We start from the raw sequence: 18379 nt of genomic DNA, 5'->3' as shown, positions 1-18379 counted from the left end.
TACGACAAAACAATCACGGAGTTATCTCATGGCAAAAAAATATTTCGGTACTGACGGTGTACGCGGCGAAGTCGGTCAATTCCCTATCAATCCTGATTTTGTCTTGAAATTGGGTTATGCGGCAGGTCAGGTTTTGGTACAGCACGAAGGTGAAATTAAACCGACCGTTTTAATCGGTAAAGACACGCGTATTTCAGGCTATATGCTGGAGGCCGCGCTGATTGCCGGCTTTACTGCCGCAGGTGTCAATGTTATTCAAACCGGCCCTCTGCCGACCCCGGGTGTAGCGTATCTGACCCGCGCTTTGCGTTTGTCTGCCGGTGTGATGATTTCTGCTTCCCATAACGTTTATTCCGACAACGGCATTAAATTCTTTGCAGAAGGCGGTGTGAAGTTGAGCGATGAAATCGAGTTGGAAATCGAAGCCAAAATCGATGAAGAAATGAAAGCCCAGCCGTCTAGCCGTTTGGGCCGCGCGCGCCGGATTAATGGTGCGGATGACCGCTATATCGAGTTCTGTAAATCCACTTTCCCAAGCCATTTGGACTTGCGCGGTCTGAAATTGGTGGTCGATACCGCCAATGGTGCAGGCTATGCAGTTGCGCCTAAAGTATTCCACGAATTGGGTGCGCAAGTGGTCAGTATCGGTGATGAGCCAAACGGCTACAACATCAATGAGAAATGTGGTGCAACCCATCCGAAAGCTTTGCAAGCGGCTGTGTTGCAAAATGAAGCCGATTACGGCATTGCCTTGGATGGCGATGGCGACCGATTGATGATGGTTGACCGCAATGGCAAAGTGTATGACGGCGACAGCCTGATTTATGTGATTGCCAAAGCACGCGCGCACGAAGGCGTGGAAATCGGCGGCGTGGTGGGTACAGTGATGACCAATATGGCGATGGAAATTGCTTTGAAAGAGCAGGGCGTTGATTTCTGTCGCGCCAAAGTGGGCGACCGCTATGTGTTGGAACAGCTCCACCAACGCGGTTGGCTGATTGGCGGAGAAGCCAGCGGTCATATTTTGTGTATGGACAAACACAATACCGGCGACGGCATCATTTCCGCGCTGCAAGTTTTGGCGGCATTGCAAACCTTGAATCAAGACCTTGCCACAGTTTGCGCCGATTGGCAGCCTTATCCACAAACCATGATTAACGTCCGTATTAAAAAAGGCCAAAACTGGCAGGACGCTTCCAAAGAGGCTTTGGCTGAAGTGGAAAAAGAACTCGAAGACAAAGGCCGCGTGGTCTTGCGTGCATCCGGTACCGAGCCTGTCGTGCGTGTGATGGTGGAAGCCAAGCAGGCAGACTGGGCGAAAAAAGGCGCAGAAAAAATTGCCGCTGCCATTCAAGGTCAAAAGTAACAGTGTGTTTGATTTTTAATTGAACTAAATAAAAGGCCGTCTGTTGTTCAGACGGCCTTTGTATTTCATCAGAAGCTTAGTTGCTCAAAATATCAACGCCTTTAGGAGGCGTGAATTTGAACATACCGCTGGAAAGGTTAGGCTTGGTGTTCAAACTGCTGAAGCTGATGCTGGTTTGGTTGCCGAAGCTGTCTTTCAACTGCATGGCGGCGAGGTTGTCGCCTTTGAAGCCGATGCGGATGTATTGATAGCCGGCGTTGTTTTTCTTAGGCGTAGCCAAAACGTAGTCGATACCGTTGGCAGAACCGTCTTCTTTCAGCGTGTAGCTGCTGTCCAATGCCGTTTTATTAGAGAGGATGGCGGCAGGGCTGTCGCCGATGGTTTGGTCTTGTGAGGATTTGGTTACTTGCGCCAAATCTACGTCATAGAGCCAAATGGTTTTGCCGTCGCCAACGATGGTTTGTTTGTAGGGTTTGGTGTATTCCCATTTGAACAAGCCCGGGCGCAGGATTTTGAATGTACCGTGTGTGGTTTGGGTTTTCTTTTTGCTGTGAACGGTTTGGCTGAAGTTGCCGCTGATACCGTCGGCGTCATTATTGAATTTTTTCAGGGCGTCCACTGCGCCGGCTTGTGCAAAGCCGATGGCTGAAGAAAGCAGCGTGGCAGCGGTCAGGGTGAACAGTCGGGTAGTTTTCATGTTTTGGTTCCTTGTTCGGAGAGATGGGTTCAGTATAGACGTTATGGTGTAACAGGCAAGGGGCTGAATGGAGGGTTTAATTTGTGTAAATATGAAAAATCCAATCAAGTGACTGAAATAATTTCATTTCTTCAGACGGCCTGCATTTGGTTTTGACGTTTTTTTAATGAAACGAGCAAGGGTTTGGTGTGGTATTTAATGTCATTTTACGGAAAGCATGAAATTATAGTCTTTCTGTTTGCTTTTTAAAACGGTTATAATATTTATCTTTTTAAAACAATGGTTTTGTATGTATCTGAATCCTTATCCTTTATTGGAACAGGCTTTGCTGTCGGACAATCCGGATGAAAAGGGAAGATTGACGCAGGCCTTGTTTGCGCAGTTGGGCGAGGCGGAAGGTTTGACGGTTGATGAGTCGAAACCTGTGGATTGCCGTTTTGCCGGACATCCGTTGCGTCCGCGTTTGGTTGCGCCATCAGAAGTCACGCCGCGCAAGATGAATACGGTCGAAGGATATGCGGCTATGTTGCACGCGATTGCGCACATTGAATTTAATGCGATTAATCTGGCTTTGGATGCGGCGTATCGTTTTCGCAATATGCCGTTTCAGTTTGTACGCGATTGGGTAAGGGTAGCGAAAGAAGAAGTGTTTCACTTCTGCTTGATGCGTGGCCGTCTGAACAGCTTGGGCTACGATTACGGCGATTTTGAAGCGCACGGGCATTTGTGGGATATGGCGTATAAAACCGCTTACGATCCCTTGTTGCGCATGGCTTTGGTGCCACGGGTATTGGAAGCGCGCGGTTTGGATGTTACGCCGGGTATTCGTGCAAAAGTGGCGCAGCGTGGCGATGTAGAAACCTGCGATGTGTTGGATATTATTTATCGCGATGAGGTGGGACACGTCGCCATCGGCAATCATTGGTATCAGCATCTTTGCCGTGAGCGCGGTTTGGAACCGGTTTCCCTGTTCCGCAGCCTGATTGCGCGTTACGATATGTTTATCTTCCGCGGCTACGTCAATATCGAAGCACGGGAACGTGCAGGATTCAGCCGTTTCGAGCTGGATATGTTGGAAGATTTTGAGAAAAGTTTGAAACAGGATAAAAAGGCCGTCTGAAACGGTAAAATCATCATGGCACATCATCACGATCATTCGCACGCGCATACGCATACCGCCAATAAGCAGGTATTGCGTATTTCCTTTTTCGTCATTGCCGGATTTATGCTGGTTGAGGCGGTCGGCGGCTGGCTGACCAACTCTTTGGCCCTGCTTTCCGATGCGGGGCATATGTTCAGCGATGCGTTTTCGCTGGGCGTGGCATTGTGGGCATTCAAACTTGGCGAGAAACAGACCACGCTGCAAAAAACATTTGGCTATAAGCGTTTTGAAATTTTGACGGCGATGTTTAATGGATTGTCGCTGGTGTTGATTGCGGCGATGATTTTTTATGAAGCAGTCAAACGATTGTTTTATCCGCCGGAAATTTTGACGGGCGGCATGTTGGTGGTCAGTATCATCGGTTTGTTGGTTAATATCGGCGTGGCCGTTTATATGTTGAAAAATGGCGACACTGAAGAAAACGTCAATATGCGCGGCGCGTATCTTCATGTAATCAGCGATTTGTTCGGCTCGATAGGGGCGATTGTCGCAGCGGTACTGATGATGGCGTATGGCTGGCAATGGGCGGATACGGTTGCCAGCGTGCTGGTAGCGGCTTTGGTAGGGCGCAGCGGCTGGAAGCTGTTTAAACAGACTTTGCACATTTTGATGGAAGGCGCGCCGGAAAACATCCATACCGATGAGTTGCTCAGCGTTATCCGCAATACGGAGGGCGTAAAATCTGTTCACGACTTGCATGTTTGGACGATTACCAGCAATATCCACGTTTTGTCCTGCCATATTGTTGTCGATGGCAGTATGACGGTTGCAGAGTCCGAACAAATCGTCTATCGCATCGAACATGAATTGGCGCATCACAACATCGGGCATTGTACGATTCAGATTGAAAGCGAACAGCATCCGCATAAAGATGAAGTTTTGTGTTCGCAAGAAATGCACGAACATCATCACCATTAACCATATTCAGGCCGTCTGAAACTTGTTGGATTGTTCAGACGGCCTTCTAAAATCATCAAAGGAACACTTATGACCCAAGCCGTATTATTCGACCTTGACGGCACGCTTGCCGATACTGCACTTGATTTGGGTGGCGCGCTCAACACGGTATTGCGCCGACACGGTTTGCCAGAAAAAAGCATGGATGAAATCCGTCCGCAGGCCAGCCACGGTGCAAGCGGTTTGCTCAAGCTTGGTGCAGGCATTACGCCCGACCATCCGGATTATATGCAATGGCGCAAAGAGTTTTTGGATGAATACAGCCGCTGCTATGCTGACCAAACCATCTTGTTCGACGGCGTAAACGAAATGCTGGAAGCCTTAGTTCAACGCGGTATCCAATGGGGCATTATCACCAACAAGCCTATGCGCTTTACCGATGTCCTCGTGCCTAAGCTCGGGTTTACCGTGCCTCCTGCCGTGATTGTTAGTGGCGATACTTGCGATGAACCCAAGCCCAGCGTGAAGCCTATGTTTTATGCGTGCGAACAGATTGGCGTTGAGGCGCAGCGATGTTTTTATGTCGGCGATGCAGAGCGCGATATGCAGGCAGGAAAAAATGCAGGCATGACGACCGTGCTGGCCGATTGGGGCTATATTTCCGCCGAAGACCAAACCGAAAACTGGCTTGCCGATTTCCGTATTGCCACGCCTTTGGATTTGTTGGCAATCTTGCGTTAAAACCCCGTAATAATCCGTTTTCAGACGGCCTGAAACGGCGTAAAATCGTATTAAGTTTGTATTTTTTCAACCGTTTTACTACTTGTAAAGAGAAAAATCATGTTCTTCAAGCATATCGAAGCTGCTCCTGCTGATCCGATTTTAGGTTTGGGCGAGGCGTTTAAAGCCGAAACCCGTCCAGAGAAAGTCAACCTCGGTATCGGCGTGTACAAAGACGCATCCGGTGCGACGCCTATTGTCAAAGCCGTCAAAGAGGCTGAAAAACGCCTGTTGGAAAGCGAAACAACCAAAAACTACCTGACCATCGACGGTGTTGCCGACTACAACGAGCAAACCCAAATTCTGCTGTTTGGCAAAGACCACGAAATCATTGCCAGCCGTCGTGCCAAAACAGCGCAAAGCCTTGGCGGTACAGGCGCATTGCGTATTGCGGCCGAGTTTGCCAAACGTCAGTTGAATGCGCAAACCATCTGGATTTCCAATCCGACTTGGCCAAACCACAATGCCATCGCCAAAGCGGTCGGTATCCAAGACAAACCGTATCGCTACTATGATGCCGCCAAACACGGTTTGGATTGGGACGGTATGATTGAAGACTTGAGCCAAGCGCAAAAAGGCGATATCGTCCTGCTGCACGGCTGCTGCCACAACCCTACCGGCATCGACCCTACGCACGAACAATGGGAAACTTTGGCAAAACTTTCTGCCGAAAAAGGCTGGTTGCCATTGTTTGACTTTGCCTACCAAGGCTTCGGCAATGGTTTGGAAGAAGACGCCTACGGCTTGCGCGTGTTCTTGAAACACAATACAGAATTGCTGATTGCCAGCTCTTATTCCAAAAACTTCGGTATGTACAACGAGCGCGTCGGCGCGTTCACTTTGGTGGCTGAAGATGAAGAAACTGCAGCCCGCGCCCACAGCCAAGTCAAAACCATCATCCGTACCTTGTATTCCAACCCTGCTTCACACGGTGCGAACACCATTGCGCTGGTGTTGAAAAATGATGATTTGAAAGCACAGTGGATTGCCGAACTTGATGAAATGCGCGGCCGCATCAAAGCCATGCGCCAAAAATTTGTCGAGTTGCTCAAAGCCAAAGGCGCAGCTCAAGACTTTGATTTCATTATCGAACAAAACGGTATGTTCTCTTTCAGTGGTCTGACTCCCGAACAAGTTGACCGTTTGAAAAACGAGTTTGCCATTTATGCCGTTCGCTCCGGCCGCATTAATGTTGCAGGCATTACCGATGACAACATCGACTACCTGTGCGAAAGCATTGTGAAAGTTTTGTAATTGTCGAATTAAAGGCAAAGGCCGTCTGAATCATTCAGACGGCCTTTATTTTTGACTGTGGTGGCTTATCCGGCAACTGCGCTCATTCCCCAATAAATCATGGCATAGCGCAGCAGTTTGCCTGCAATCAGAATGATGGCGCAATGCAAAGCATTGAGCCTGATCCAGCCTGCAGCAAGGGGGAGGGCATCGCCAATAATCGGCAGCCATGCAAACAACAGCGGCCAAATCCCCCATCTTTGTATACGCGCCAATACTTTTTCAGACGGCCTTTTCTTAGCCGGAAACATTCTGCCCATGTAATACGAAACCATACTGCCCAAGCCATTCGCCAAACCGGCACACAAACATCCGCCGAGGGCATGTTGCGGATATTGGTACACAAATGCGGCGTATGCCGCCTCGGATGTACCCGGAAGTAGTGTGGCCGAAGTGAAGGCAGAAGCAATCAGGGCAAGGTAAGCGTAAAGAAGGGGCATGTTTTGAGTTGCATCAAGTGATATTGTAAAAAAGAAACAGCAGGATTTAAAAGGAGATTATGCCTATATTTTTCAAAACATCAAAATATAAAACCAATATTATTAGTTGTTTTAAAATTAAACGGCTTAAAGGTGATGTAGTCAGATGTCGGAAAATAGTTTTCAAGGTGATGAAATATCAGTATGATACTATTGGCTGTTAATGAGTGTTAAGTTTAATGAACTGCTTTAAGCTCATTTTTGGCGAGTCTTAACAAAACGAAAGGCAAATTATGTCTGCGCATTCACAACAAAATCATACTCCTGCGCTGGTCGTCTTGACCACACTCTTCTTCATGATGGGTTTCATTACCTGCATGAACGATATTTTGATTCCGCATCTGAAAGATATTTTCGAGCTGACTTATGTTCAGGCGATGCTGATTCAGTTCTGCTTCTTTACCGCTTACGCAATTATGTCGATTCCTATGGGTTATTTTGTCGGCAAAATCGGCTATAAAAACGGTGTAATTGGCGGTTTCGTATTGACTGCCATCGGCTGTCTGTTGTTCTATCCTGCCGCCGGCAGCCATTCTTATCCTACTTTCTTGGGTGCGCTGTTTATTTTGGCTTCAGGTGTAACGCTGTTGCAAGTGGCGGGTAACCCTTATGTAACCCTGTTGTCTAAACCAGGTAAAGAATCTGCAACACTGACTTTGGTTCAGGCATTCAACTCTTTGGGTACGACCATTGCTCCGCAAATCGGCGCATTCCTGATTTTGGCTGATGCGACACAAACTGTCAGCAAAGCCGAGCAAATTTCTTCTGTTCAAATTCCATATTTAGGTTTGGCCGGGTTGCTGATTATTTTGGCTGTGTTCGTCAAAATGATTCGTCTGCCTGACGCCAACAAAATTGCTGAAGAAGAGAGCGAACATAACCATGATGGCAAACACAGCGTATGGCAATACCGTCATTTGGTTTTTGGTGCGGCCGGTATTTTCTGTTACGTTGGTGCAGAAGTATCTATCGGTTCTTTGTTGGTCAGCGTGTTGGGTTACCTGAAAAGTATGGACCACTCGTCTGCCGCAAAATATCTGTCGTTCTACTGGGGCGGCGCGATGGTTGGCCGCTTCTTAGGCTCTGCCATCATGGCAAAAATTGCGCCTAACCGCTATTTGGCATTCAATGCTACCGCTGCCGTTGCCCTGTTGGGTATTGCTATGTTGGCAGGTAAAGCCAGTGCTGATATTGCGATGTGGGCATTGTTGGCCATCGGCTTCTTCAATTCCATCATGTTCCCAACGATTTTCTCTTTGGCAACCAAAGGCCTGGGCCGATTCACCAGCAGCGCTTCCGGCGTATTGTGTACTGCGATTGTCGGCGGTGCGGTTGTGCCTGTGGTACAAGGTTGGGCAGCAGATACTTACGGTCTGATGATTTCTTTCGTTGTATCAGCGATTTGTTACGTATACATCGTCTTCTTTGCTATAAAAGGCTACAAAGCTGACGAATGATTCATCATGATAAAAGGCCGTCTGAAACCTTATGGGATTTCAGACGGCCTTTTTACTTTGTGGCATAATGATTTAAATGACAGGAGGAAAAAATGGCCAAAATCATTTTGCTGCATGGCTTACACATGCATTCATGGGTAATGAAACCGCTGGCGTATTTGCTGGAACAAGAAGGTTTTGAAGTTGCACTGTTCGATTATTACAGCGTTTTGCATTCGATGAACCGACATGTTGAAGATTTGGTGCGATGGATTGATGAGAACCATGCTGATGAAACGCTGCACTTTGTCGGCCATAGTTTGGGCGGGTTGGTCTTACGCAATTTTGCGGCGGCATATCCGGATAAAGTCAGCGGCCGTATCGTTACCATGGGTACGCCGCACCAAGGCAGCCGTGCCGCGCAACGTGTGTTCAATATGGGTTTGCAAAAACCGGTATTGGGAGGATCGTATAAAGGCGCATTGGACGGCAGTATGCCTGAATTGCCCGAGGGTGTTGAGTTGGGCAGTATTGCCGGTAATAAACCGTATGGACTGGGCCGTGTTTTAGGTTTGCATGGCGAACATGATGGTACGGTTTTGGTCAGCGAAACGCATTGTCCGAATATGCGCGATCATGTTGTTTTGCCTCTCAGCCATAGCGGTATGCTGTTTAACCGTAAAACGGTCGGGCAAGTGGTGGCATTTTTGCATGATAGATGTTTTAAAAAGCAATAAAATTCCATTTATTTTTATTTAAAAATATTTAATTTTAATAAGTTGATATATTTTAAAGAAAGTGTCGCAGTTTTACTGAAGCTGTTTTTATAAAATAACAGGCAGGCCGTCTGAAAATCGGGTTTCAGACGGCCTGTTATGCTAAAATCTGTTAACTACTTATTAAAAAGGCAAAGAACAATGTTTGCTTTCAAGTCCTTACTTAATATGCCGCGCTTTGAGGCTATCGCTGTGGCTTTCGCTTTGGTTGCGGCAATGGGTTATACGATTATTTCGCTTGAATGGCTGCCGCATATGTCGATTGTGACGGCGATTGTAGTCTTGCTGTTGTACGGTTTGATGCGCGGCTTGAAATATCAAGACATGCAAAACGGTATGATCGGTGCGGTCGGGCAGGGTATGGGCGCGATTTATCTGTTTTTCTTTATCGGCCTGATGGTCAGCGCGCTGATGATGAGCGGTGCGATTCCGACGCTGATGTATTACGGTTTCGGATTGATTTCGCCGACTTATTTTTATTTCTCGGCGTTTGCGCTCTGCTCGATCATCGGTATTTCCATCGGCAGTAGTTTGACGACTTGTGCGACTGTTGGCGTGGCATTTATGGGTATGGCGGCTGCGTTTCATGCCGATATGGCGATGACGGCAGGTGCGATTGTGTCGGGTGCGTTCTTTGGCGATAAAATGTCGCCGCTTTCCGATACGACCGGTATTTCCGCTTCGATTGTCGGCATTGATTTGTTCGAGCACATCAAAAACATGATGTACACCACTGTACCTGCATGGTTGATCAGTGCCGCATTAATGTTGTGGCTCTTGCCTAATGTTGCCGCGCATGATATGAACAGTGTCGAAGCTTTTCGCGCGCAATTGGAAGCAACCGGTTTGGTGCATGCTTACTCACTGATTCCGTTTGCTTTGCTGGTTGTCCTTGCCCTGATGCGCGTGAATGCCATTGTGGCTATGTTGTTTACCGTTATAGTGGCGCTGATTGTGACTTACTTCCACAGTACGCCTGATTTGAAACAGCTGGGCGCGTGGTTTTACAGCGGATACAAACTCGAAGGCGAAGCATTTAAAGACATTGCCCGTTTGATTTCTCGCGGCGGCTTGGAAAGCATGTTCTTTACGCAAACCATCGTGATACTCGGCATGAGCTTGGGCGGCCTGTTGTTCAGCATTGGTGTGATTCCGTCTTTGCTGGAAGCCATTCGTGCGTTCCTGACCAATGCCGGACGCGCTACTTTCAGCGTGGCCATGACATCGGTCGGCGTCAACTTCCTGATTGGCGAGCAATATTTGAGTATCCTGCTTTCCGGCGAAACCTTTAAGCCGGTTTATGACAAGCTTGGTTTGCATTCGCGCAACCTTGCCCGTACGCTGGAAGATGCGGGTACGGTCATCAACCCGTTGGTGCCTTGGAGCGTCTGCGGCGTATTTATCAGCCATGCCTTGGGCGTGCCTGTTTGGGAATACCTGCCTTACGCCTTCTTCTGCTACTTGAGCTTGGCTCTGACGCTGGTGTTTGGTTGGACAGGACTGACTTTGAGTAAGAAGTAAACCGCATTTAAAACAGCAATGCTTTTATAAAACAAGGCCGTCTGAAAACAATTTCAGACGGCCTTGTTTTACTTGAAGTAGCCGTATCAGCATGATTTCACTATAATTGCTGCGCCAATAAAAAAATAATCCAAACAATGAACAAACAAATCCGCCAAGAAATTTTCGAGCGTTTCCGCGCTGCCAATCCTCATCCTACTACCGAGTTGAATTTCAGCTCGCCGTTTGAGTTGCTGATCGCCGTGTTATTGTCTGCGCAGGCAACTGATGTCGGCGTGAACAAAGCGACTGCCAAACTCTTTCCCGTTGCCAATACGCCGCAAGCCATGTTGGATTTGGGGCTGGACGGCGTGATGGAATACACCAAAACCATAGGCCTCTACAAAACCAAATCCAAACACATCATGCAGACTTGCCGTATTTTGCTGGAGAAATACAACGGCGAAGTGCCTGCTGACCGAGAGGCTTTGGAATCTTTGCCCGGCGTTGGCCGAAAGACTGCCAATGTCGTGCTGAATACTGCATTCGGGCAACCTGTTATGGCGGTCGATACCCATATTTTCCGTGTTTCCAACCGCACTAAAATTGCTCCGGGCAAGGATGTGCGCGAGGTTGAAGACAAACTGATGCGCTTTATTCCCAAAGAATTTTTGATGGATGCCCATCACTGGTTGATTTTGCATGGCCGCTATACGTGCAAGGCTTTAAAACCGCAATGCAGCAAATGTCTGATTAATGATTTGTGCGAATATCCGGCAAAAATGTAAATAAAAACATAAAAAAAGGCCGTCTGAATTTCAGACGGCCTTTGATTTGGCTACGATTAGTCGGCAACTGCCATCAGGCTGGCATTACCACCGGCAGCGGTAGTATTGATACTGCAAGAGATTTCTTCAAATACTTGCAGGATGTCCAGACCTTGTTCGGAAGGCAGAATGCGGATGAGCGCACCGTCGTGGCCGGCCAACTCTTGTTTGCGCTCGCTGCTCAAAGGCTCGATGGCGGCAACATGGCTGATGCCTGCGTTTTCAGGTTTGCTGTTGACTTGCAACAAACCGTCCAAATCGGCAGAGTAGGCAACCAGTGGGCTGTTTGGCTCAACAACGGTTTGAATGCCTGCGGCAGCCAGCTCGGTCAGGGCAGAGAAGGCTTGCAACAGAGTACCGCCGTGTACCCAAACGTGTTTCGGAGAGCGCCAGCTCAATGAGTTGCGTTCGCCGGTCGGGCCGACCAATACGGTTTCGGCTTTGCGCAGAGTGCGAACTCGCGCGTGACCCAAAGCTGCGGCTGCAGTTTTCTTCTCTTCTGCATCAAACGGCAGTTTGTGAACCAAAGTTTCCAAACGTTTGAGCGCGTCTTCGTCTGCTTGACCAATACGGCTGAGGGTTGGCGCAACCCATTCAGGAGTGCGGACCAAACGTTGCAGATAGAATGGACCGCCCGCTTTAGGACCGGTACCGGATAAGCCGTGACCGCCGAAAGGTTGTACGCCGACAACGGCACCGACGATGTTGCGGTTAACGTAGATGTTACCGGCTTCGATGCGATCGCGGATGTGTTCGACAGTACCTTCGATACGGCTGTGCACACCGCTGGTCAAAGCATAGCCTTTGGCGTTGATTTGGTCGATGAGTTGATCCAATTCGCTGGCGCGGTAGCGGACAACGTGCAATACAGGACCGAACACTTCGCGTTGCAACTCGTTCAAGTTGTTCAATTCAAACAGGATTGGACGAACGAAAGTAGAGTTGTTGTTATCAACGTCGGCAGCAGTTTTGATTTCGTGGTAAGCCTTCGCTACGCCTTTCATTCGGTTGATGTGGGCCAACAGGTTTTGTTGGGCTTCAGCATCGATGACAGGGCCGATGTCTGTGGTCAGTTGGGTCGGTTTGCCGACAACCAATTCGTCCATTGCGCCTTTGATGATGTTGACCATTTTATCGGCAACATCTTCTTGAACGCACAAGATACGAAGAGCAGAACAACGTTGGCCCGCGCTGTCGAAGGCAGAGTTCAATACGTCGAGGCAGACTTGTTCCGGCAGGGCAGTAGAGTCCACGATCATCGCGTTTTGACCACCGGTCTCGGCAATCAGGACAGGGTTGTCGTCACGTTTGGACAGTGCTTTGTTAATCAGGCGCGCTACTTCGGTAGAACCGGTAAAGATTACGCCACCGATGCGGGCATCGCCGGTCAGGGCAGAACCGACATCGCCTGCGCCGAGTACGAGTTGCAGCGCAGAAGTTGGAATACCGGCTTGATGCATCAGGGAAACTGCGTAAGTAGCAATCAGGCTGGTTTGTTCGGCAGGTTTGGCGATAACGGTGTTACCGGCAGCCAATGCAGAAACCACTTCGCCGGTAAAGATGGCCAATGGGAAGTTCCATGGGCTGATGGCAACGATTGCGCCGACAGCTTTGGCATCTTTAGGCAGGGTGTTTTCAGATTCGTTGGCATAGTAGCGGCAGAAGTCAACGGCTTCGCGTACTTCGGCAACGGCGTTGTTCAAGGTTTTACCGGCTTCGCGGACGGCCAGCATCATCAATGCAGGCGTGTGTTGTTCCAACAGATCGGCAAAACGGCGCAGACAGTCGGCGCGTTCTGAAGCAGGTTTGGCACTCCACTCAGGCAGGGCGGCAACGGCTGCACCAATCGCTTCTTGAGCCAATGCCGCATCGGCAAAGCTGACGGTACCGACAACATCGTTGTGGTCTGCAGGGTTGCGGACAGGTTGTGCTTCACCTACGTTACGCGCTTCGCCATTGACGATAGAAGCGGCGTGGAAGTCTTCGGAAGAAGCTTGGTTGAGTTTTTCTTGCAGGTTTTGCAATACGGTTTCGTTGCTGAAATCTACGCCTTGAGAGTTCAGGCGGTCTTTGCCATACAAATTGCGCGGCAGAGGCAATGCCGGATGCAGATGGATGCCTTGTTCGGCGATGGTGTCGAACGGGCTTTTAATCAGGCGGTCGATGCTGATGTTTTCGTCAACGATTTGGTTCACGAAAGAAGAGTTCGCACCGTTTTCCAACAGGCGGCGTACCAAGTAGGCAAGCAGGGTTTCGTGTGTGCCGACCGGGGCATACACGCGTACGCGGCGGCCTAAGTTTTGCGGGCCGACCACTTGGTCGTACAGGGTTTCGCCCATGCCGTGCAGACATTGGTGTTCAAAGTCTTTGCCTTTACCCATTTGGTAGATTGCGCCCAAAGTGTAGGCGTTGTGGGTGGCAAATTGTGGGAACACGGCATCTTGCGCATCCAAGAGTTTGCGTGCGCAGGCGAGGTAGGAGATGTCGGTGTGGACTTTACGGGTGTAAGTCGGGTAGCCATCCATGCCGTCTACTTGAGCCCATTTCACTTCGCTGTCCCAGTATGCGCCTTTAACCAAACGGATCATCAGTTTTTGGTTGTTGCGGCGTGCCAGGTCGATCAGATAGTCGATAACGAACGGGCAACGTTTTTGGTAGGCTTGAACAACGAAACCGATACCTTTGTAGCCAGCCAAGTCAGGGTCGGAAACCAAAGCTTCCATCAAGTCCAAAGACAATTCGAGACGGTTGGCTTCTTCAGCGTCGATGTTGATACCGATATCGTATTTTTTACCCAAAAGGAACAATTCTTTCAGGCGTGGCAACAGTTCGCTCATCACGCGTTCGTGTTGGGCGCGTGAGTAGCGTGGGTGGATGGCGGAAAGTTTAACGGAGATACCGTTGCCTTCGTAAACGCCTTGGCCTGCGGCATCTTTACCGATGGCGTGAATGGCTTGAACGTAGTCGTTGTAGTAGCGGTTGGCATCTTCTTCGGTGTATGCGGCTTCACCCAACATATCGAATGAGAAGCGGTAACCCATTTTCTCGCGCTCTTTACCGTTTTGCAGCGCTTCTTCAATGGTTTGGCCGGTTACAAACTGTTTGCCCAACAGGCGCATTGCGTAGTTTACACCTTGACGGATCAGAGGCGCACCACCTTTACTGATTATGCGGCTCAGTGCAGAGCCCATGTTTTTTTCAGAAGTGTTGGTGGTCAGTTTGCCGGTAATCAACAGACCCCATGCAGCCGCGTTAACGAAGAGGGAAGGGCTGTTGTTCAAGTGGCTTTTCCAGTTGCCTTCGGAGATTTTGTCAGCAATCAGGCGGTCGCGGGTTGCATTGTCTGGAATACGCAGCAGGGCTTCGGCCAGACACATCAGTGCAACACCTTCTTCACTGGAGAGAGAGAATTCGTGCATCAAGGCATCTACGCCGCTTGCTTTTGTGCGGCTGGAGCGGACTTGAGTAACCAAACGACGGGCAAGCTCGGAGGCGGCATTGCGTTCTTCGTCGGTCATCTGTGCACGTTGCAACATATCCTGAACGGCCTCGATTTCATCACGGCGGTAGGCATCGGTTACAGCTTGACGCAGAGGAGTTTGTGTTGGAAAAGCGAAGTTAAACATTATTTATGTTCTCCAAAGGTTTTTTTCATGGTTTCAGACGGCCTGAATTAATACTGCTAAAACAGGTATTCTGAAGGATAGTAATATCGTAATAAAATTATGATGCGGATACAAGATGCATCCGCATAAATTGCTGTTTTTTCTGACAAGGCTCAGATTATTTTGAAACAGTTTATTTCATAACACAGACAGACGGCCTGCACTGAATCGTGCAGGCCGTCTGAAAACGTCTTATTTAGAGGCGCGGTATTCTGCGTCTGCTTTTTCGAAACGTTCTTGCAATTCGCGTGACGGTTGTTTGTCGATCAGGGAGACCAAAACAATCACGAGAGTACAAATGATGAAGCCGGGAACGATTTCATAAACGGTAGAGAAGCCTGTTTCTTGTGCAGCCAAAGCAGGTTTTTTAATCCACTCAGCCCAAACAACCACAGTCAGCGCGCCAGCAATCATGCCGGAGAGTGCGCCGTAGGCAGTAATGCGTTTCCACAAAACAGACAGGATAACGACCGGACCGAATGCGGCGCCAAAGCCAGCCCATGCATAAGCTACCAAGCCCAATACTTTGCTTTCAGGATCAGAAGCAATCAGGATGGAAATCACGGCGATAGCCAATACCATTACACGGCCAATCCATACCAATTCAGCTTGTTGGGCGTTTTTACGCAGGAAGCCTTTGTAGAAGTCTTCGGTAATCGCGCTGGAGCAAACCAACAATTGGCAAGACAGGGTGGACATTACGGCGGCAAGAATCGCGCTCAAGATGATACCGGCAATCCAAGGGTTGAAGAGCAGGGTAGCCAAAGCGATGAAGATACGTTCGTGGTTGCCGTTCATTTCTTCAACGTGGGCAGGGTTGGCACCGAAGTAAGCGATACCGAAGTAGCCGACAGCCACAGCACCGGCCATACACAGAATCATCCAAGTCATACCGATACGGCGTGCAGAAACCAGAGATTTAGCGCTTTCAGCAGCCATGAAACGGGCCAAAATGTGTGGTTGGCCGAAATAGCCCAAGCCCCAAGCAGCGGTAGAGATAATGCCGATGAAAGTAGTACCGGCAAACAAGCTGCCGTATTCTTTACCGGTAGAAGCGGCAACTTGTTGGATGGCAGCATTCATTTGATCTGCACCGCCCAAACCCAAGTACACCATGATAGGAGTCAGTACCAATGCAAAAATCATCAAAGAAGCTTGCAGGGTATCGGTCCAGCTTACTGCCAAGAAACCGCCCAAGAAAGTGTAGGCGATGGTTGCGCCGGCACCCAGCCACATGGCTTGAGTGTAAGACAGACCGTGGAACAGGCTTTGGAACAGGGTAGCACCGGCTACGATGCCTGAAGCACAGTAAATAGTGAAGAAGAACAAGATAATCAGTGCAGAAACCACTTTCATCAAGTGACCGCCGGCACCGAAGCGGTGGAAGAAGTAATCAGGAAGCGTCAGCGCGTTGTTGGCGTATTCGGTATGTACGCGCAGACGGCCTGCAACCAAAAGCCAGTTGAGGTATGCACCTACAATCAGGCCAATGGCGATCCAAGCTTCATTCAAACCGCTCAGGTAAATGGCACCTGGCAAGCCCATCAAAAGCCAACCTGACATATCGGAAGCACCGGCAGACATCGCGGTCACGAACGGGCCCAAGCTGCGGCCGCCGAGGATGTAGTCGTCGAAGTTTCGTGTTGAAAAATAGGCGGCGAGGCCGATCAGTAATACGGCGACCAAATAGATCGCGAAAGTGATATACATGGGATTCATGTACTTATTCCTCATCTAACTTTTAAAACGGGTTTGAAATTGCAAGCAATTCATACCCAAACTTTTTTCTAATAAAAATACAGCTTAAAAATCCTGTTTTTTGCGAGAGAGACAGGATAAATTATTTTCAAATACAATAAAATACGAAATTTTAATGCATTAAATTGTAAATAATTTAAACCAGCATACCGTAAAAAGTCGCTTTTGCAAAGCGAAGAACTCAGCCTTTATTCGAAATTGATGCCGCCTTTTGGCTAAGTCATTTAAAAACATAAAAATATATAAATTTTTACCGATGATGACGAAGGAAAGTGTGTGAAACTATCTTTCCTGATGTTTTTTGGGGATTAAAGAGAAAAAGTAATTAAACGACTTGGACTTTCAGACGGCCTTGTGCAGAAACCCCGTATCTGTGTCGGGCAAATACGGGGTTTTTAGAAAAAAAGGCTACATTAAATAGAAAAATCGTCTTTTAGTAAGTGTTTGTAAGCAAAGAGATAAGAGGCTGCGACAAAGGATGACCCGCCCAGGACGTTGCCTAAGAAAACGGGAATCATGTTGTAGAAAAATTGACCCCAGCTGACGTTTGCGCCCGCCCAAATGCCGGCAGGAATGATGAACATATTGGCAACAAAGTGTTGAAAGCCGATTAATACGAAGATCATAACAGGGAACCACATGGCTAAGATTCGTCCTGAAGTATGGCGTGCGCCGAAGTAAAACCAGATGCCCATACACACCATCCAGTTACATGCGATGGCAGAAACGAATGCGCGGCCGAAGTCCATATTGACTTTAGCTTCGGCAATAGCAATGGTTTTCGCTGTGGCCGGCCCTTCGGCAAGGCCGACGTAGTGGCCGAGAAAATAGGCCATGGCAACGGCGCCTGCTAGATTGCCCAAGCTGACAATGAGCCAGTTGCGTACCAGTTTGTGGGTGCTGACGCGGCCGGTCAATCTGCCCAAAGCCATAATCATCATATTGCCTGTTGCCAACTCGCCGCCGCCGATTAAGATACAAATCAGTGCGATAGGGAACACGGATGCGCCCAAAAGGGCGGCCAGGCCGTTCCATTCGGCTGGAATGCCGCTGATGACGCGCAGGCAGGCAAGATAGCCGAAGCCGACATAACCGCCGCCCAAGAAACTCAAAATCACCAACATCTTGATGCTGAATTCAGATTTGGCGCAACTTTTGCCGATGGCGTCCTGCAAAATTTCATGAGGGAACAGGTCTCGTGTGTCCATGAAGTTTCCTTAAGGTTAATATAAGAATAAAAATATCTTTCTTTATCATGCAGATGGCGAGTTTGCCTGAGAATATGGCGGACAGGAAATAACGGCTGATTGTAAGGATAGAAGCGTAGGTTATATATTGGCAGCCGATGTGTGAAAGGCCGTCTGAAAGCAATACTTTCAGACGGCCTTTAGATGGGGGAATGGGAATTATAAGCGCGTTACGCTTAAAACGCCTTTGATGTCGCCCAAGCTGGCTAATACGCGCGGCAGGTCGTTGACTTGGCGGACTTCAAGGGTAAAGCGCATACTGGCTTCCAAATCGCGCGATTGGGTTTGCACCGCGGTAACGTTGAGTTTATGACGCGCCAGCGCATCCGAAACGTCGCGCAGCAAACCGGAGCGGTCTTGAGCGCGGATTTCGACATCGACGGCAAATACTTGTCCTTCTTGCAAGGCTGCCCAGCTTGCATTCAACACTTTTTCCGGAGCCTGCTCGGCAAGGTGGCGGAAAGAAGGGCAGGTATTGCGGTGGACGGAAATACCG

At 48.9% G+C, this 18379-nt stretch carries 15 protein-coding genes; 9 read left to right on the top strand and 6 right to left on the bottom strand.

Annotated elements, in window-relative coordinates; all coding sequences use genetic code 11:
- The first annotated feature begins 28 nt into the window (after positions 1-28).
- Complete coding sequence (gene glmM, locus O3660_RS10460; protein WP_049352784.1) at positions 29-1366, top strand: phosphoglucosamine mutase; 1338 nt, start codon at positions 29-31, stop codon at positions 1364-1366.
- Between the two features lie 76 nt (positions 1367-1442).
- Here glmM and lolA read toward each other — a convergent pair whose 3' ends face one another.
- The gene (gene lolA, locus O3660_RS10455; RefSeq protein WP_049352783.1) at positions 1443-2063 is read right to left on the bottom strand and encodes an outer membrane lipoprotein chaperone LolA; all 621 of its coding nucleotides are present in this window, start codon (positions 2061-2063) and stop codon (positions 1443-1445) included.
- 289 nt (positions 2064-2352) lie between these two features.
- Between lolA and O3660_RS10450 the strand changes: the two genes are divergently transcribed.
- The 4 genes from O3660_RS10450 (at position 2353) to O3660_RS10435 (ending at position 6156) form a co-directional block, all read left to right on the top strand.
- Positions 2353-3183, top strand: coding sequence for a ferritin-like domain-containing protein (locus O3660_RS10450; RefSeq protein WP_049352781.1), 831 nt, complete (start codon positions 2353-2355; stop codon positions 3181-3183).
- Positions 3184-3198: 15 nt separating this feature from the next.
- Positions 3199-4143 (top strand): cation diffusion facilitator family transporter, encoded by a 945-nt coding sequence (locus tag O3660_RS10445; RefSeq protein ID WP_049352779.1) that lies wholly within the window; start codon positions 3199-3201, stop codon positions 4141-4143.
- Positions 4144-4212: 69 nt separating this feature from the next.
- The gene (locus O3660_RS10440; RefSeq protein ID WP_049352777.1) at positions 4213-4863 is read left to right on the top strand and encodes an HAD family hydrolase; all 651 of its coding nucleotides are present in this window, start codon (positions 4213-4215) and stop codon (positions 4861-4863) included.
- 99 nt (positions 4864-4962) lie between these two features.
- Entirely contained in the window at positions 4963-6156 is a 1194-nt protein-coding gene (locus O3660_RS10435; RefSeq protein WP_049352775.1) for an amino acid aminotransferase, read from the top strand.
- A 65-nt stretch (positions 6157-6221) separates the two neighbouring features.
- Here O3660_RS10435 and O3660_RS10430 read toward each other — a convergent pair whose 3' ends face one another.
- Positions 6222-6635 carry a YqaA family protein gene (locus O3660_RS10430; RefSeq protein ID WP_049329107.1) on the bottom strand — a complete coding sequence of 138 codons (414 nt, stop codon included), beginning with the start codon at positions 6633-6635 and terminating at the stop codon, positions 6222-6224.
- Positions 6636-6907: 272 nt separating this feature from the next.
- Here O3660_RS10430 and O3660_RS10425 point away from each other — a divergent pair, with 272 nt between their 5' ends.
- The 4 genes from O3660_RS10425 to nth all read left to right on the top strand — a co-directional run bounded on the left by O3660_RS10425 (position 6908) and on the right by nth (position 11174).
- Positions 6908-8131, top strand: coding sequence for a sugar MFS transporter (locus O3660_RS10425; protein ID WP_049352773.1), 1224 nt, complete (start codon positions 6908-6910; stop codon positions 8129-8131).
- A gap of 92 nt (positions 8132-8223) precedes the next feature.
- On the top strand, positions 8224-8847 hold the full coding sequence (locus tag O3660_RS10420) for an alpha/beta fold hydrolase (RefSeq protein ID WP_049352771.1): 624 nt from the start codon (positions 8224-8226) through the stop codon (positions 8845-8847).
- Positions 8848-9027: 180 nt separating this feature from the next.
- Positions 9028-10407 carry a Na+/H+ antiporter NhaC gene (nhaC, locus tag O3660_RS10415; RefSeq protein WP_049352769.1) on the top strand — a complete coding sequence of 460 codons (1380 nt, stop codon included), beginning with the start codon at positions 9028-9030 and terminating at the stop codon, positions 10405-10407.
- A 137-nt stretch (positions 10408-10544) separates the two neighbouring features.
- Positions 10545-11174 carry an endonuclease III gene (gene nth, locus O3660_RS10410; protein WP_003685196.1) on the top strand — a complete coding sequence of 210 codons (630 nt, stop codon included), beginning with the start codon at positions 10545-10547 and terminating at the stop codon, positions 11172-11174.
- Between the two features lie 56 nt (positions 11175-11230).
- On the opposite strand, the gene putA is transcribed toward nth, so the two are convergent.
- The 4 genes from putA to O3660_RS10390 form a co-directional block, all read right to left on the bottom strand.
- A complete protein-coding gene (gene putA, locus O3660_RS10405) occupies positions 11231-14839 on the bottom strand; it encodes a bifunctional proline dehydrogenase/L-glutamate gamma-semialdehyde dehydrogenase PutA (protein WP_049352767.1) in 3609 nt (1202 codons plus the stop codon).
- Between the two features lie 231 nt (positions 14840-15070).
- The gene (gene putP, locus O3660_RS10400) at positions 15071-16597 is read right to left on the bottom strand and encodes a sodium/proline symporter PutP (protein ID WP_049352766.1); all 1527 of its coding nucleotides are present in this window, start codon (positions 16595-16597) and stop codon (positions 15071-15073) included.
- Between the two features lie 452 nt (positions 16598-17049).
- Positions 17050-17844 carry a formate/nitrite transporter family protein gene (locus O3660_RS10395; RefSeq protein WP_036493807.1) on the bottom strand — a complete coding sequence of 265 codons (795 nt, stop codon included), beginning with the start codon at positions 17842-17844 and terminating at the stop codon, positions 17050-17052.
- A gap of 198 nt (positions 17845-18042) precedes the next feature.
- Positions 18043-18379: ACT domain-containing protein (locus tag O3660_RS10390; RefSeq protein ID WP_371464943.1), on the bottom strand; the 337-nt coding region annotated here is incomplete at its 5' end.

The sequence above is a fragment of the Neisseria sp. 27098_8_139 genome, from assembly GCF_041433195.1.
GTDB lineage: Bacteria > Pseudomonadota > Gammaproteobacteria > Burkholderiales > Neisseriaceae > Neisseria > Neisseria subflava.
Note: the sequence above shows the minus strand (reverse complement) of the source record. Positions and strands in the feature narration are given on the sequence as shown.